Origin of the sequence: Paenibacillus provencensis (assembly GCF_042678545.1) — a bacterium.
In the GTDB taxonomy this organism is placed as follows: domain Bacteria; phylum Bacillota; class Bacilli; order Paenibacillales; family Paenibacillaceae; genus Paenibacillus; species Paenibacillus provencensis.
Genome location: NZ_JBHTKX010000001.1, coordinates 653,795 through 670,331, shown reverse-complemented (window position 1 = coordinate 670,331; position 16,537 = coordinate 653,795). Strand labels below are relative to the sequence as shown.

The following is a 16,537-nucleotide window of genomic DNA, read 5'->3' as shown; positions in this document are numbered from 1 at the left end:
TTAACCTCCACTGCATACCCGTATCCATGGTCTGTCCTCGAACCAATCCAGCTCTACAGCAACACCATAGGTATGCATTATTGTTTCTTTTGTCAGTACTTCCTTCTTAGGCCCTGCAGCCGCAACCCTGCCATCCTTAATAAGTGCAATATGAGTAAATAAGGGCATAATTTCTTCAATATGATGAGTGACGTATACGACCGAAATATCTTTTTTCCCGATTTCATCAACCGCTGACAGCATTTTTTCTCTTTCGAATAAATCAAGACCTGAGCACGGCTCGTCCATAATTAACAATTTGGGCTTTGCCATAAGCGAGCGGGCGAGGAGCACTTTTTTTCTTTCCCCTTGGGACAGTGTTCCAAAAGGCTGCTCCGCTAAATGAGCAAATCCAATCTCAGCAAGCCGAGCATGCGCCTCAGCCTTTACTTCGTCAGGAATATGCTGATAGAAGCGCAAAAATGCAAATGCACCGGTGGCTACAACCTCCCATACCGGATCCTTCAGTGCGAGCTTTTCAATCAGCGTCTGACTGATGTAGCCAATCTCCTTGCGTACCTCGCGCACATCGCATTCACCATACAAGTAATCCAGCACTTTCACCTTGCCCTCAGAGGGGAACATATATCCCATGATCATCTCAAGTATGGTCGTTTTTCCGCTGCCGTTTCTACCAAGAATGACCCAATTTTCATCCTTCTTCATCTCTAGATTAACATCATTCAGTATTTGCTTGTCTCCCCGGCGAAGACTGACGTGCTCCATTTCGATCATATGATTACCCTCCTGATTTGAGAGAGCAGATGCTCTACGGATTCCATTCGATATATCGATTTAGGGAGTTCTTTGGCACCGCTAAACAGTAATACGGCCGGTACACTCCTGATCTGGTATTGCTGCACGAGGCTTTGAATCTCGGTTATATTCGCTTCATATAGAACGCCTGAAGGCAATAAATGCTCACACACCTCCAGCATACGGCGAGCTGCTTGACATGTGCCGCATAGCGGAGTATAGACATACAAGGCGAAAGCCTGTCCCTTCCAAGCCATCTTTAAAATTTCCTGTTCAGTAGCTTCAATCATGTCTAATCCTGCCCAACTGTCCGCCCAATGCGCTCAAGCAATTCATAAGGAATGGGACCGTTATGCACTTCCACATCTTCTGGCTTGTTCAGATACAGTAATTCATACATGGCTCTTCTTCCATAGTCACTCGAGGTGTGAAGGTATATTTTCTCGGGATACAGCTTACGTTCGACAATAAAAGAAGCGATTTCAAGCCCTGTTGGATTGCCATAACCTAGATCATAGTCTAATGACAAAATGTTGACTCCATATTCATTTAGTAGCAGCTTACATTCCTCTGCATCGCGGGCGAGTGTGAATCCTGGAGGGCAAGCCCGGTAATCATCCAAAAAAATGTTCATGAACTGCTCTCCTCTCCTCGTTAGTTCATTAGCCAGGAACGAATCTGCTTAATATCGTCCTTGTGACTGCCATCGTCTCCTTTTTCACTTTCGAGAACCCAGATGCACTCTGCGAGCTCCTTGCGGTTTAACAACCATGACAGTCCTTCCACGCCGATTTGTCCTCTGCCGACCCGTTCATGCCGATCTTTAAACGACCGGAAGCCATATTTCGAGTCATTGACATGGACGGCAACCAGCTGAGTCCAATACCCCGTATCATGCCCTTTTTGAATCATAAGATGGTCTGCGGCCCCGTTCCATAATCCGCTCGCAAAAGCATGGCATGTATCGAGACAGAAACCGATCGCTTCCGCATGTTTCGACAAGCTTCGGATCTGGACGATTTCTTCCATCGTCGTGCCCATGGGACCATGATCCCCAGCCTGATTCTCAATGAGAAGCTTGGCCTTACCGGACCAGCCGGACAATACCTCATCCATAAACTGGATTACATTGCGGTAGGACTGAAGCGGATCTTCTGTCTTGGCATGTCCAAAATGGACAACCACGCCTGCTGATCCACAAGCCTCTGCAATTTCAAGATCATTCTTGAGAGAAGCAACCATCGTTTCGTACAGATTCGTTCCTTTTAACTTTCCTACAGCTGGATTCGTAGGATAAGGGGAATGTGCGATAGACTGGATATGATGTTCGTTACAATACAATTTACACCTTGCAGCTTCCGTCTGATCGTATGCCTTGGTCCCGAGACTACGAGGGTTCTTTGGAAAATACTGAAATGAGGTTCCTCCCATGTCATACGCCCTCATTGCAGCCTGCTTATATCCTCCCCGCGTGCTTACATGTCCCCCTATATACAAATCAGGCTTCTTCCTGCTGACATTCCGGACAGTAAAAAGCCTTTTTGCCCGTAATCAGTGTTTTGGTGATAATCCCCTTACTGCAGCGAGTACACGTTTCGCCTTCGCGATCATATACTCTGCACTGTTCGTTATATTTACCGGTGAGTTCATCGCCTTCATACAGCGGCATTTCCATATATCCGCCACCTGCAGTCGCTTCACGCAAGACAGATTGAATCGACCGGTACAGCCTGCTTGTTAATTCTTCGGATTCCAATACCTTTTGAATCTTCGTGCTTGGTGTGAGACTCGCTGCGAAAGCAATCTCATCCGAATAACAGTTGCCGATACCAGCGATTACCTCCTGATTAACGAGAGTGGATTTTATTGTTCCTCTTCTCCCTTTCAGCACAGCTCTGAATTTATCCTCAGTGAAGCGGTAATCAAGCGGTTCTGGCCCAAGTTCTGACATGGCCTCATCGGTTTCCTTCGCACTTAGCAAATGTAAGTACCCTAGTCTGAGCCCGATAAAATATAAGGTTATATCGCCGAACTGAATTTCAATCTGGGTATTACGATCCGGACGCTGATCTTCTGTTCCTAAATATAAAACACCGCCAAGCATGAGATGCAAGACCAATCTGCGGCCCGTGCTCAGGTGAAAAATCAAATGCTTAGCCCGGCGCTCAATATATACGATTCGTGTATTTAGAAGTGACGCAATGAATTCATCTGAAGTGACATTTATGGATTTTTCACGATTAATGGTCACTTGTGTTATTGGAATATCTAATATTCGATCAGATAATAGCTGCTTGTAATTCTCCATTTCCGGTAGTTCCGGCATCTTTGCATTCTTCCTTTCACTTGTTGCTGTCCATGTTACATTATACGTCATTCACTAGATGCTGCTCACCAGTTTGTACAAATCTTCATAAATTTCATCAGGCTTAATGCCTGTCGCACGAACATGGGCATCCAGATTCTCTTTGGTCGTTACACCCGTCAGCACTAAAATAGATAAACAGCCGGCTGCTGCTCCAGCTGCAATATCCGTACGCATATTATCTCCAATGACGGCAACCTCAGTTGCGGGCAGTCCTAATCTGTCAATCGCATGCTTCATCAAAATACTTGAAGGCTTACCAATGACAATTGGCTTCACCTGCGTAGCCGCCTCAATCGCAGCCCCTATGGTTCCAGCACCTGGAGTCAGACCATCATCGGCAGGAAGCTGCAAATCAGGATTAGTCAATATAAACCGGGCTCCCCCGTTGATCCATCGCAGTGCCTGTGTAAGCTTATCGTATGTAAATTCACGATCAATACCTTGTATCACATACTGAGGCTTCGACTCCGTAATTTCAAGACCCGCAGCTTGGATGGCTTGATACAATCCATTCTCTCCGATATACGCTACTCTGGCTCCTGGTGATTCCTTAGCTACATACTCAGCTGCAGCCACTGCCGAGGTACATACTTCTTCACCGATCGCCTCAATCCCCAAGGATCTCAGATGCTCAGCGACTCCTTCCGGAGTTCTTGAAGAATTGTTTGTTACATATAAGTACGGAATTGCCGAATTTCGCAAGTGCTGAATGAGCTGATCTGCTCCATCAATCCGGTGCTTCCCATGGTAAATTGTTCCGTCCAAATCCAGCAGGTAGGCTTTCGGTTGTGACAATTTATTTCACTCCTTCCAAAAAAGAATAAAACCCTTTGTATGTACGCTGTTAGATAAGCATTATGCCCATCGTACAACCTTTTTAAGTAGATTGCAAAACGTGAATAAAAGGGCCTTTTCTTACTTTCTAATTAGACCTGAATCAGTTCGTGCTCGGCTGCCAGAATCGTGTTTGGAAATAGTTCACGCGCTTCGCTTAATAGGGGCTGAAGTTGTTCCTCATCCTTATATCTAGAACTGAAATGCGTTATGATCAGCTTCTGCGCTCCTGCTGCTTTTGCCGCTTCCGCTGCCTGTCTAGAAGTACTATGATAGTATTCATGCGCTGTAGAGGCCAAGTCATGCAGAAAAGTCGCTTCATGGACGATGACATCAGCTCCAGCCGACAAGGGCACTACATGAGCGTTCGGCCTAGTATCCCCAAGAATAGTAACGATTTTCCCTCGTTTTGGCGCACCCAAAAAATCATGGGCATGGAGCACCAGACCGTCGCCAAGATCCACACTTTCACCACGCTTCAGCTTGCCAAATAGCGGACCTGGCTTTAAGCCATGAACTGCCAGCTTATTCGGGTCGAGACTGCCCGGACGATCCTTCTCCATAACCCGATAGCCATAACTATCGATTCTATGTTCAAGAAGAGCAGATTCCACAATAAACGTATCGTCTTCGAAAATAATACCGCCCTCATGCTCTATAATGCTCAGCTCATAATTGATTCGAGATTGACTAAGCTCAAGTGATGTCTCCACATATTTTCTAATCCCCGGGGGGCCGTATAAAGTGAGCGGAGTCGTTCCTCCCTGATAAGCACGGCTGGATAAGAGACCCGGAAGTCCGAACAGATGGTCGCCATGCAAATGAGTAATGAATATTTTCTCGAGTTTGCTCAATTTGAGGGGAGATTTCAAGAATTGATGCTGTGTACCTTCTCCGCAATCAAATAGCCAGATGGAACGCCGCTCCTCCAGCATGCGAAGCGCAACAGCCGTTACGTTTCTCTGCAATGATGGAACACCCGCATTGGTCCCCAAAAAATAAAGTTCCACGATCTATCACCTCGTTATATTTAAATAGTGATTCAATCTCATAACTCATTAGAACGATGAAATTGATTCTAGTATAAAAAGAAAAGGAAGGAACCATGCATGAAGCACATTCTAGTTATAACCTTTAATCCTATGATTATAAATGAAAATCCTCCGATTTTGGAATCGGAGGAAAAGGTCATTTCAATACTTTATTATTACGCCTTCTCTACGTTAAAATATTGAGCCTCTGGATGACTGAATACCATTGCCGATACTGAGGCCTCTGGCTCCATCATAAATCCTTCCGTTAGTTCCACACCAATATCTTCCGGACGCATCAAGCGAAATAACGGTTCTTGATCCTCCAGATCCGGACATGCTGGATACCCAAAAGAAACTCGGATTCCTTGATATCTAGCCCCAAGACGCTGCTTCATGGTCATATCTGCCGGATCAGGGAATCCCCAGGTATCTCTCATCATATGGTGAACCCGTTCTGCCAAACCTTCAGCCACTTCAAGCGCAATGGATTGGAGTGCATGAAACCGGAGATAGTCCCCCTTCTCTTTCCACTCTGCAGCCAGCTCTGAAATGCCATGTCCTGCGGTAACCACTAAAAATCCTACATAATCCATAACACCCGATTCAACCGGTTTCAGGAAATCGGCTAAACAAAGATAGGGATCGACATTCTGTCTAGGGAAAGTGAAGGTATGCAATACCTGAGTATGATCTTCCGGATGATATATGATAATGTCATTTCCTCTGGACTGCGCTGGGAAGAAACGATACATTGCATTAGCCTTGATGATTCCGTCTTTGATCGCCTCATCCATAATTTGATCGACGGTTTCTTTGAGCTGAACTGTCTTGGAATCACCTGATTTAAGCAGCTGCTCTACGTTCCCTTTCACTCCCAGATGATGCCCAAGCAGCATCTGCATGTTTACATAAGGAAGAATATGACTAATTGGATAATTCCGAATGGTATGTCTTGCTAGATCAGGTGGCAAATATACAGGTGCCTCTTGAGAAATTTTGGAGCGTTCCACTCTTGTCAACTCAGGTAAAGGAATTACCTTATTATCGGCTGCTGCATCCTTTTCCTTCTCGAGCTCCATTTCCTTCAGCATCAGCTCTCTGGATTGCGGATTCATTAGCTTGTTTGCGATGTCCAATCCGTCCATGGCATCCTTCGCATATACAACCATTCCGCTATATTCAGGTCTAATTCGAGTCTTGGTGAATTTCCTCGTCAGTGCTGCTCCACCTACCATAATGGGAACGTCAATTCCCGCATTCCTCAAATCCTGTGCGGTGAGCACCATTTGCTGCGCTGATTTAACTAATAGGCCGGATAAACCGATTGCATCTACTTTCTCTGCACGATAAGACTCAATGATACGTTCTGGTGGTACTTTTATACCCAAATTAACGATCTGGTAACCATTGTTCGCGAGAATGATCTCGACAAGGTTCTTACCGATATCATGCACATCACCTTTCACCGTAGCGAGCATGATCTTACCTTTCACCGAGGATTCATTCTTCTCCATGAATTGCTCCAGATGTGCCACAGAAGCTTTCATTACCTCTGCACTTTGCAGTACCTCAGCAACAATGAGTTCATTGTTGTTGAATAGTCTTCCAACCTCTTCCATCCCTTTCATTAGCGGTCCGTTAATAATTTCAAGTGGACTGTATTTCTCTCTCGCCAGCTCCAGATCAGGGATGAGTCCTTCCTTGCTGCCCTCAACAACGTAAGCAGCTAAACGTTCTTCCAAGGTCAGAGTTGAGATTTGGACTTTTTTCTCCACTTTTTTATTACGGAATGCTGCCACAAAAGCAGCTAAGGTTTCATCATTTGTTCGATAGATTAAATCTTCGGCAAGTTTCCGTTCTTCAAGCGGTATTGAGGCGTAACGCTCTACTTTTTCCGTATTAACGATCGCGTAATCTAGTCCTGCCTTGGTACTCTCATATAAAAAGACTGAATTAAGCACTTCACGTCCTGCCTCAGGCAGACCAAACGAAACATTACTGACTCCTAGTATCGTATGTGTCCCTGGTAATGCCGACTTGATCATCCGAATGGCTTCTATCGTTTCGGCAGCAGATCCAATATACTGCTCATCACCTGTACCGACGGGAAATACAAGCGTATCGAAAATAATATCTTCGGGCTTAAGACCGTATTTATTCACGAGAAGATCATAGGATCGTTTGGCGACCTCAAGCTTGTCCTCCCTGCTGATAGCTTGGCCTCGTTCATCTATCGTTCCGACAACGACAGCTGCTCCATATTTGTGAATGATCGGCGTTACGTTCTCAAATTTATCTTCGCCATCTTCCAAATTGATGGAGTTGATTATCGCTTTTCCTTGAGAATATTGCAGGGCAAGATCAATGACTTCACTATCTGTTGTATCTATCATTAACGGTACTTTAACTTTCTTAGCTACGAGCTCCAGGAACTTGCGCATATCCTCAGCTTCATCCCGATCAGGGTCTTGTACGCAAATGTCAACAACTTGAGCACCGTTCTTGACCTGAGCACGAGCAATTTCAGAAGCCTCTTCATACTTGCCTTCCACAATAAGACGTTTAAATTTACGGGAACCCAGCACGTTGGTTCGTTCACCAACCATATAAGGGCGGTTATCCTGTTCTACATACACAGGGTCAATACCCGAAATAGCCGGAGGATGTTCCCCAGTAAGCGGACGAGGCTTCATTGTACCCAGCTTTTCAGCAAGAGCCCTGATATGATCCGGTGTAGTCCCGCAGCATCCCCCTGCAATATTGATCCAGCCTTGTTCAGCAAAAGCAGCAATCTTGGTCGCCAGAGAATCTGGTGATTCATGATATTGACCATTCTCATCCGGTAAACCTGCGTTGGGATAACAGCTGACCGCCGTTCCTGCCATGGAGGACAAGGAACGAATATGATCTCTCATAAATTCTGGACCTGTTGCACAGTTTAGCCCGACCGATATCGGGTTAAGGTGTTCTAAGGAAACATAAAACGCCTCAATGTTCTGACCTGCTAGCATTGTTCCCATCGGCTCAATCGTCCCAGAAATCATGATGGGGAGCTCGATGCTGCGTTTGGAGAATGCTTGTCTGATCCCGATGCTGCCAGCTTTGACATTGAGTGTATCCTGAGAAGTTTCTAGCAGTAGTACATCAACACCACCGTCGATCAAAGCCAGAACTTGCTCTTCATAGCTGTCAATCAGCTCCTGAAAAGTAACGCCTCCTGTAACTGACAAGGTCTTCGTCGTCGGTCCCATAGCTCCTACGACATATCGTGGAGATTCCGGTGAGTTATATTTATCCACAGCTGCTCTAGCCAGTTTCGCTGCAGCGAGATTAATCTCTCTTGCTCGATCTTGGATATCGTATTCTGCTAGCACGACAGAAGTGGCCCCAAAGGTGTTCGTTTCAATAAGATGAGCGCCAGCTTCGAGATAACGTTCATGTATATTTTGAATCAATTCCGGTTTCGTAAGCACAAGTATTTCGTTACAGCCATCCAGCTCTTCACCGCCGAAATCCTCGGCAGTCAGATTCTCTTGCTGGATCATGGTGCCCATAGCGCCATCTAGAATTAATATTCGTTTATTCAACGTATCCTTTAAGTCACTCTTGATCACTGTCATACCTCCCGCAAAACGTTAAGTCTTAGTTTAGCAGAAAGGAGCCCTATTGGGAAGGTAATTCATTCATTAAACCAATTAGAAAAGAGGGAATAATCATGCCAGAAATTTTGATCAGAAACACGAATGAAAGAATTAGCGGAATGGAGAATGTTCGTAATTTTCTAAAAGACTATAATGTGCTCTATGAGCAATGGGATTCAACCAAGCTGCCGGCAGAGCTTAATAAAAACAATCTGCTGTCTGACGAAGAACAACAGCAGGTCTTGAACCTCTATAAAGAAGAAATTTCTGATATGGCAGGACGTCATGGCTATCAACAATGGGAAGTCATTTCACTGTCAAATGCCACTGCCGACCTTGAAGCCGAGCTGGCTGAACTTGAAGAAATGCATACACATGGAGATGAAGGTGCGCATGCAATTCTGTCAGGAAACGGTATTCTCAGCATGAAGGCTGATGAAGAAACAGGCTATATTGATATAGAGCTAACAGCAGGAGATGTCATTGCTATTCCTGAGAATACCCCACATTCCTTTGCTCTAATGAAGAACAAGGAGGTCATAGCCGTTCGGCTAACTATTAAAGAAAACGGTTGGACCGTATCTCCCTACCCCGACCCGGAATACATTAAAAATGGACAACCTCGATGAGGTTGTCCTAGCTTGTCTGATATTCATAATTGACTCTACTCTTTCACCACTATTTGTACTGATGGCATCGAGTGGAAACCTCTTGCTGAGACATGGGAAGTGACTTTGTATTTTCCTGCAGCTTTAAACTGATAGTCAAATACGTATACCCCCTCTCCTTGGTGTGTCGCCTCAAACTGCATGCCGACACCGTCCAATGTAGCAATCTCGAACATCACTTCATCTGCATCATCTACGACATCTGCTTGTTGAGTCACCACAGCCTCCATATGTACGGTTTCGTTCAGGTTTATCTCTTCACTTGAAGCACTAAGCTTGACTTCAATCGGTTCCATGAGAACTACCGGCTCTGAAGAAGCATCAGATGAGCAGCCTGATATTAGAATACATAAAGTTATTATAATGAAGCCCATCGAGATCCGCTGCCGGTAAGGATTTGCTCCGTTCAATTGTAAGAAGGGTTTCAAGATCTTCAGCTTCCTCCCTTAACTCTGTGTAAAAAGAAAACCGCCGCTGCTCTGCAGCAGATGCGGTTACATGGAAGATTATAACATTTTTTTGATTTCAGATAAATGCTTAATTTCTACGTCAGGAGCGTAAGCTTCCTCGTTCAGCTTATTATTTCGGTTAATCCAAACCGCTCTGATTCCTGCTGCAAGGGCTCCCTTAATGTCAGTGGTCAGCTTATCACCAACCATCAGTGCTTCATTTGGAGATACATCCAGCAAATCCAGAGCATGCTTGAAGATTGAAGGATCCGGCTTCCCTTTGCCAAATGTACCTGAGATTACGATGTGGTCAAAGAAAGGAACAAGATCAGGAACCCCATCTAGCTTCTCTTGCTGCAGAGAAGGACAACCATTTGTCAGTAATAGAAGCTTCACCTTACCTTGCAATTCAGCTAGTGTCTCAATTGTTTCATCGTACATGTAGGGACGGCTTCGGCGCTCTTTACCGAAATGTTCTGCAAGTTCCGCTCCGAGTGACGGCTGATCAATACCTAGAGCAAGAAGACCCTTGGTCCAAGCATCTCGGCGGTACGCAGGAGCAATCTGTTCGAGCTGCTTAAATTCAGCCCTGTCACTCCCGTTAAAATTAGCCCATAATCCTTCAAAAGGGTTAATGCCAATCATTTTTGTAAAAGCAAACGTTTCATACGATTCATACAGCTTCCTTGCTTCATTGCGAACAGAAGTCTCCAGCTCATGAGGATCAACTCCTGTTTGATTTGATGCAATTAGACATGTTTCATAAAAAGCTTCCTCTACACTCCGTTCATCCCATAAGAGTGTATCATCCAAATCGAATAGCACTGCTTTGATTGACATACTTCTCTCTCTCCCCCGAATGTATGGTATCGTATGTTAGACTTCTTACTTTACTCTCTTATCTTCGACAGGTATTTGATGATTTTGGGCAAACTGTACAAGTCGTGCTCCCATCGCTTCTACATCATATAGGTTAAGCAATTTGCTGAACACCCAAGGACCACCTTTACCATTGCGCTCAACAATGACAGATCCCTTTTCCAACACAATTTTCTTAATATCCTCTACACCCATGGAACGTTCTCTGCTTAGCTTAATCGTCTTGATACGCTTCTTGCCGACTTTCAGATAAGGTCGACGCATAAAATACATTATTGCCAGTCCAAGATAAAGCGCGAATACGACCCAGTCAAATGTACCTACTCCATCTGTCGTCAAACCACTAAGGGTCAGGAACATAAATGAAAGCACAACAAGTACAAATGGGAACAAAAAGGCTCTTCCTTTAAACACATCTTCTTGTTCAACACCAGATCCGATGGATGGCTGGCCTCTCTTTCTACGATCTTTATTAATTTTCTGCTGGTTTTTCTTTACCGATCTTTCAAATGAACTCGCCATGAGTATCCTCCTTCAATCTATAACAAAAGCATTAACCTATTTAATAAATCATTTTCCTTTTGAATAAGTGTCGCCGCTTACATCATCCACAATTTCAATGGATTCCAGCTGCTGACGGAAGTTGCTGCGGATGTTGTTCAAATAGATCTCTCTAAGCTCAGCCCGTTCAGCCAATTCTTCTTCAGTAAGCCCGGATTCCTTCTGCTTGCGTGCAAGCTCATTAATCCTCGCAACTAGACGTTCAATATCCAACTGTTGTTCCCCTCCAAAATGCATAGTCTCTTTAACTTTGACATGATTAGAAAGGGTTGTCAAGGTAAATACCTGTATAGCCTGTATTTAATACAGAACAGAAAAAAGACGCAGATCAAGCCGCGTCCTCAGCATGTTAAATAATATGAATGAATTATACATATCAATCAAAATAAGGGAGATTCAGCATCTGGCCCACTTGTATGTCGCTGCTTGATAACCCATTAATTCGCTGAATTTGATTCACATAATCTCTTATATCCATACCTTCTGGTTTGTATTCTGTGCCGATTGCCCATAAGGTATCGCCCGGATTTACAACAACCTTCTCATATGTCATCTCTTGTCCCGCATCTGCAAAAACAGTCATGAACCCAGTCAAGCTCAGAAACAGAATCGCCACGATCAATATCAAGCGGATTGTTCTCTGTTTGTTCTTCTTCATTATAATATGTATCGTTTCACCCAAGGTATTGTTAGTCGATTCATCTGTTCTAGGATGTATGCTGTTATAAGTGCTGTATCTAAGCATTATTCCAACCTCCAAACGTTTGTTCTCATTTCTTATAAACTCACTATAACACGAACATGTGTTTTGGGCAATAGTTTTTGAGAACAATTGTTCTGCATTTTTTTAGAACTAATGTTTGTACGAACGGAGGTTCTATGCTATAATTTTCCCAAACGTTATTATGTGGAGTTGATACGGTATGTCGAAGGTATCCAGCAGACAGTTAGCCATTCTGGAGTTTATACGCAATGAAGTCCGATTGAAAGGATATCCTCCGTCCGTAAGAGAGATTGGTGAAGCTGTTGGCCTAGCCTCCAGTTCAACCGTTCACGGACACCTGGATCGTCTGGAGAAGAAGGGGTTAATTCGTAGAGACCCTACCAAGCCACGGGCTATTGAATTGCTCGGTCAAGATGATGATGATAATGTAGTTCAATTTACTCAGACGGTTGCTCGCGTCCCTGTAGTGGGTAAAGTTACTGCAGGTATTCCGATCACAGCTACAGAGAATATTGAAGATTATTTCCCACTGCCGATGCAGTATGTTGGTGATGAGAAAGTGTTTATGTTGTCCGTTGTCGGAGATAGTATGATTGAAGCGGGAATTTCGAATGGTGACTATGTCATCGTCCGCCAGCAGCAAACTGCGAATAACGGAGATATCGTCGTCGCGATGACTGAAGATGACGAAGCTACCGTTAAGACTTTCTATAAAGAGAAAGACCATATTCGCCTGCAGCCAGAGAATCCTACATATGAACCTCTCCGGCTTACGAAAGTAACAATTCTAGGTAAGGTCATAGGCTTGTTCCGTGACTTCCTTCATTAATTAGCCATTTTTTTATTTTTTGTATAGTAAGTAATAAGCAGAGATCTTCGCGAGAAGACCTCTGCTTTTTTGTAGTCAACTGACTTATATTTTGTTGCAACAATCTCTTACTCAACTGAGGTTTGTATCCTGTTTCGGGGCACGTTGGTATAAAGAGAGTGCCTTACCTGCAGATAAACTGGTAAGCACTCTTTCGAACTTAGAACTTAGAACTTAGACTCTAATTATGTAATCTGGCCTTTATTTTAAACCCTAACTTAATTTGCATACTTAAACATACAGACTTCGCGCACATAATGTCCTCCTTTTACTTTAACGCTTAACTCTGTTATATCCTTCAATCGCACAACTACAAACAAGCTCCTTATCAATAAACACCAAGATAGGGTCTTCTCTATCTTTGCGGTATAAAGAAGGACGTAAGAATTCAGCGATTGCATAAACCGTTGCTGTCCCCTGTAGAAAAGCCTTTTTCGTTTTAGTTAGAATTTTACCACGTTATGCAATATCAAATTGCAAGAGAGCCCACTATTTAAAACTATTCGTATGGTCGATACTTTTCACGTAATTCCCAGCTTCCTTTTTTCTCGCTTCAACATATGATTTAAGGAAGAGACAAACTGACCCAGATTCCTTAATCGGCAAAAGCTTTTGACGCTTCATCAAGGAAGAAAGATTCTGTTTTGAACCTCCAAGCATTTCCACTGCTTCAGCCGATGTCAGCACATTTTCGTTAATAATACGGATCAGTTTCATCCCGTTCCATCAAATCACCCCATAATTAATATTACGATTGTACAATGCTGAATCCAATGAAAGTAAGCTAATTATCAAAGTTGCTTTAGTTTTTTTTGACATACTCATGATTAACATGCCCTTTTCGCGGTATGCTATAAATTGAAGAGAAAGATTAAGGAACTCACACGGTCGGTCGTTGAGATTAACTGACCGTGTGGCTCTCAAGTCCTACCTATCGTTAAAGGGCTACGAGGAGGTTGACTATTGCGGTGGCTAAGCTGACCAAGGCCGTGAGAAGCGTAACCCGCTATTTCCGAGATAATAGATGATGAAATAGAAATGAAGACCTGTCCAAGAAAATAGGGCTTTTCCATAGTCAGTAATCTTCTTTTGTGCATTATTTTGCAAAACTATATGGATATATATTCCTATATCTGTTAGACTATGTTTTGTTTGGAATTGATACTTTAGGAGGGTATATCTACATGTGGGCAGTTATAGGCTTGTTTAGTTTTGTAGGATTTATTATTTACCTAGTGTTAGGCTTGATTTCGGTTGCCAAAAAGAATGGATTTGCTAAGAAAAGATTCTTAACTTGCTTGGTGCTTTTCATAATAGTAGTTGTTGCGGTATCTGCAGATCCAAGCACTCAAACCGAGACAGCTGAATCAGATGAAACATCTACTGAAGTCGTAGAAACAAATGTTACGACAGCGTCTTCAAACGCTCCTACTGAAGAAGCAGAAGAACCAGACGAACAAGAGAAGGCCGCACAAGAGGCTGAAGCAAATGCTGCTGAAGATACAGCTAAAAAGGAAGCAGAAGCAAAAGCTACTGAAGAAGCAGCCAAAAAAGAAGCAGCGGCAAAAGAGGAAAGTATACCTAGAGAACATAAAGCGGCATTAATAAAAGCGGAATCATACGCAGAAACTATGAATATGTCAAAGGCAGGAATTTACGATCAGTTGACTTCTGAATATGGAGAAAACTTCCCAGAAGAAGCCGCTCGATATGCTATTGATAACATTGTATTTGATTGGAAAGAAAATGCATTAAAAAAGGCACAAACATATGCAGAAACTATGAGTATGTCAAATTCGGCTATTTATGATCAATTGATTTCAGAATACGGGGAAAAATTCACCGAGGAAGAAGCACAATACGCTATTGATAATTTAGAATAAGAACGAAGATATTATATATTCAAAATAATTAAAAAGAGGATGAATTAGAAATAAAGCCCTGTCCATGAGAACAGGGCTCTTTCATTTAGTCAGCTGCTTCGATCTTTGATAGTCTTTGTCTTTAATCAAATTTAGCAATATCTTCCGAATTGTTCGCGATTAAAGTCAAAAGCGAATTTACTGGTAATAGCCATTCATGCTTTGCAACACACATGCAGTACTCCTTTTTAAAGCTGGTGCTGAGATACGTACAAGAAAGAATAGGTCATCATAGCATCAGTATTACTTTAGATGTGTATGCTCATAATCCTACAATATGCTCCCATAAAGAAAAACCCTTGAGCTCTTAGAGCGCCAAGGGTTTCCGGTTTTAGTAAAGCGTCAAATATTGATCGCGTTCCCATTGATGTACTTGTGTACGATACATGTCCCACTCGATCTCTTTCAGCTCATAGAAGTGAGCCAGCGCATGATCACCAAGCGCCTCAGTAATAACTTCGCTGCGGATCAGCTCATGCAATGCTTCCTTCAGGTCGGCTGGGAGTGAAGGAATACCTTCTTCAATACGCTCTTCTTCGGACATGATGTAAATATTGCGGTCAATCGGAGCAGGAAGACTCAGCTCACGGTTAATTCCGTCCAGTCCGGCTTTGAGCATCACAGCCAGTGCCAGATATGGATTCGCAGCAGGGTCCGGATTACGTACTTCTACACGAGTACTTAGCCCACGGGAAGCCGGAATACGGATCATCGGACTACGGTTACTTGCAGACCATGCAACATAGCAAGGCGCTTCATAACCAGGAACCAAACGTTTGTAAGAGTTCACTGTCGGATTCGTAATTGCCGCCATAGCGCGTGCATGCTTGAGAATACCAGCCATGTATTGGCGTGCTGTTTTGCTGAGACCCAAAGTATCGGATCCATCATAGAATGTATTCACATTGTCTTTGAATAGAGATTGGTGACAGTGCATGCCTGAACCATTCATACCGAAGAGCGGCTTAGGCATAAAGGTCGCATGCAGTCCATGCTGACGAGCAATCGTTTTGACAACCAGTTTAAATGTCTGGATCTGGTCAGCAGCCTTGATTGCGTCTGCATATTTAAAGTCAATTTCATGCTGCCCTGGAGCAACCTCATGGTGAGAGGCTTCAATCTCGAAGCCCATTTCCTCGAGCGTCAGTACGATCTCACGACGGCAGTTCTCTCCAAGATCCGTTGGAGCAAGGTCAAAATAACCACCTTGGTCGTTCAGTTCTTCCGTTGGGTTACCATTGGCATCCGTACGGAACAGGAAGAATTCGGGTTCTGGTCCTACGTTCATAGAAGTGTAGCCCATTTGCTCTGCTTCTGTAAGCACACGCTTCAGGATGCCACGCGGGTCCCCAGCAAACGGAGTTCCATCTGGCATATACACATCACAAATAAGACGCGCAACACGATTCTCTGTTACCCATGGGAAAATAACCCATGTGTCCAGATCCGGGTACAAGTACATATCTGATTCTTCAATACGAACATAGCCTTCGATGGAAGAGCCGTCAAACATCATCTTGTTGTCGAGTGCTTTTTCCAGCTGGCTTACGGGAATTTCAACGTTTTTGATTGTTCCAAGCAAATCTGTAAATTGCAAACGAATGAAACGTACATTTTCTTCTTTCGCTATGCGGAGAATGTCATCTTTTGTATAACTCACTATATCCTCTCCCTCTTCTTCTTAAAAGTATCAGCTTCAACAAGTATTGCTATTGCAGGTTAATCGTATACCGCAGATAACGCCACTACAGAGCTGCAAGAAATGATGGGTCTCATTCATTGTCACAGGCAAAG

The 16,537-nt window shown here is 43.6% G+C and carries 18 protein-coding genes; 3 read left to right on the top strand and 15 right to left on the bottom strand.

From position 1 onward, the window contains the following. From ACFQ3J_RS03325 to metH, 8 genes are all read right to left on the bottom strand, one after another. Complete coding sequence (locus ACFQ3J_RS03325; RefSeq protein ID WP_251581143.1) at positions 1-774, bottom strand: ABC transporter ATP-binding protein; 774 nt, start codon at positions 772-774, stop codon at positions 1-3. Continuing rightward, positions 771-1,085: a thioredoxin family protein gene (locus tag ACFQ3J_RS03320; protein ID WP_091157701.1), complete on the bottom strand. Its 315-nt coding sequence runs from the start codon at positions 1,083-1,085 to the stop codon at positions 771-773. The genes ACFQ3J_RS03325 and ACFQ3J_RS03320 overlap by 4 nt, the downstream gene beginning before the upstream one ends. Before the next feature lie 2 nt (positions 1,086-1,087). Beyond that, positions 1,088-1,429: a cyclic-phosphate processing receiver domain-containing protein gene (locus tag ACFQ3J_RS03315; protein ID WP_091157703.1), complete on the bottom strand. Its 342-nt coding sequence runs from the start codon at positions 1,427-1,429 to the stop codon at positions 1,088-1,090. Between the two features lie 20 nt (positions 1,430-1,449). After that, positions 1,450-2,292, bottom strand: a complete 843-nt coding sequence (locus ACFQ3J_RS03310) for a deoxyribonuclease IV (protein WP_091157705.1) — start codon at positions 2,290-2,292, stop codon at positions 1,450-1,452. Position 2,293: 1 nt separating this feature from the next. Further along, positions 2,294-3,121 carry an Fpg/Nei family DNA glycosylase gene (locus ACFQ3J_RS03305; RefSeq protein WP_251581141.1) on the bottom strand — a complete coding sequence of 276 codons (828 nt, stop codon included), beginning with the start codon at positions 3,119-3,121 and terminating at the stop codon, positions 2,294-2,296. A gap of 54 nt (positions 3,122-3,175) precedes the next feature. Then, on the bottom strand, positions 3,176-3,958 hold the full coding sequence (locus tag ACFQ3J_RS03300) for a TIGR01457 family HAD-type hydrolase (protein WP_251581139.1): 783 nt from the start codon (positions 3,956-3,958) through the stop codon (positions 3,176-3,178). Positions 3,959-4,089: 131 nt separating this feature from the next. After that, positions 4,090-5,007, bottom strand: a complete 918-nt coding sequence (gene rnz, locus ACFQ3J_RS03295) for a ribonuclease Z (protein WP_251581137.1) — start codon at positions 5,005-5,007, stop codon at positions 4,090-4,092. Between the two features lie 197 nt (positions 5,008-5,204). Then, positions 5,205-8,585: a methionine synthase gene (gene metH / locus ACFQ3J_RS03290; RefSeq protein ID WP_285849996.1), complete on the bottom strand. Its 3,381-nt coding sequence runs from the start codon at positions 8,583-8,585 to the stop codon at positions 5,205-5,207. A gap of 161 nt (positions 8,586-8,746) precedes the next feature. On the opposite strand from metH, the gene ACFQ3J_RS03285 reads away from it, so the two are divergent. Then, positions 8,747-9,301: a cupin domain-containing protein gene (locus ACFQ3J_RS03285; RefSeq protein ID WP_251581134.1), complete on the top strand. Its 555-nt coding sequence runs from the start codon at positions 8,747-8,749 to the stop codon at positions 9,299-9,301. 35 nt (positions 9,302-9,336) lie between these two features. Here the strand turns inward: ACFQ3J_RS03285 and ACFQ3J_RS03280 are convergent, their stop codons facing one another. The 5 genes from ACFQ3J_RS03280 to ACFQ3J_RS03260 form a co-directional block, all read right to left on the bottom strand. Further along, positions 9,337-9,768, bottom strand: coding sequence for a FixH family protein (locus ACFQ3J_RS03280; RefSeq protein WP_251581132.1), 432 nt, complete (start codon positions 9,766-9,768; stop codon positions 9,337-9,339). 78 nt (positions 9,769-9,846) lie between these two features. Beyond that, positions 9,847-10,629, bottom strand: coding sequence for an HAD family hydrolase (locus ACFQ3J_RS03275; protein ID WP_251581130.1), 783 nt, complete (start codon positions 10,627-10,629; stop codon positions 9,847-9,849). 45 nt (positions 10,630-10,674) lie between these two features. Continuing rightward, the gene (locus ACFQ3J_RS03270; RefSeq protein WP_091157726.1) at positions 10,675-11,190 is read right to left on the bottom strand and encodes a hypothetical protein; all 516 of its coding nucleotides are present in this window, start codon (positions 11,188-11,190) and stop codon (positions 10,675-10,677) included. 48 nt (positions 11,191-11,238) lie between these two features. Continuing rightward, the gene (locus tag ACFQ3J_RS03265) at positions 11,239-11,442 is read right to left on the bottom strand and encodes a DUF896 domain-containing protein (protein ID WP_091157729.1); all 204 of its coding nucleotides are present in this window, start codon (positions 11,440-11,442) and stop codon (positions 11,239-11,241) included. A 163-nt stretch (positions 11,443-11,605) separates the two neighbouring features. Then, entirely contained in the window at positions 11,606-11,974 is a 369-nt protein-coding gene (locus ACFQ3J_RS03260) for a LysM peptidoglycan-binding domain-containing protein (protein ID WP_091157731.1), read from the bottom strand. 178 nt (positions 11,975-12,152) lie between these two features. Here ACFQ3J_RS03260 and lexA point away from each other — a divergent pair, with 178 nt between their 5' ends. Next, the gene (gene lexA, locus ACFQ3J_RS03255) at positions 12,153-12,782 is read left to right on the top strand and encodes a transcriptional repressor LexA (protein ID WP_091157734.1); all 630 of its coding nucleotides are present in this window, start codon (positions 12,153-12,155) and stop codon (positions 12,780-12,782) included. 528 nt (positions 12,783-13,310) lie between these two features. Here lexA and ACFQ3J_RS03250 read toward each other — a convergent pair. Continuing rightward, on the bottom strand, positions 13,311-13,538 hold the full coding sequence (locus ACFQ3J_RS03250) for a DNA-binding protein (RefSeq protein WP_244533209.1): 228 nt from the start codon (positions 13,536-13,538) through the stop codon (positions 13,311-13,313). A 467-nt stretch (positions 13,539-14,005) separates the two neighbouring features. Between ACFQ3J_RS03250 and ACFQ3J_RS03245 the strand changes: the two genes are divergently transcribed. Further along, the gene (locus ACFQ3J_RS03245; RefSeq protein ID WP_091157736.1) at positions 14,006-14,704 is read left to right on the top strand and encodes an Ltp family lipoprotein; all 699 of its coding nucleotides are present in this window, start codon (positions 14,006-14,008) and stop codon (positions 14,702-14,704) included. Between the two features lie 370 nt (positions 14,705-15,074). Here the strand turns inward: ACFQ3J_RS03245 and glnA are convergent, their stop codons facing one another. Continuing rightward, positions 15,075-16,403, bottom strand: a complete 1,329-nt coding sequence (glnA, locus tag ACFQ3J_RS03240; protein WP_091157738.1) for a type I glutamate--ammonia ligase — start codon at positions 16,401-16,403, stop codon at positions 15,075-15,077. Positions 16,404-16,537: the final 134 nt, after the last annotated feature.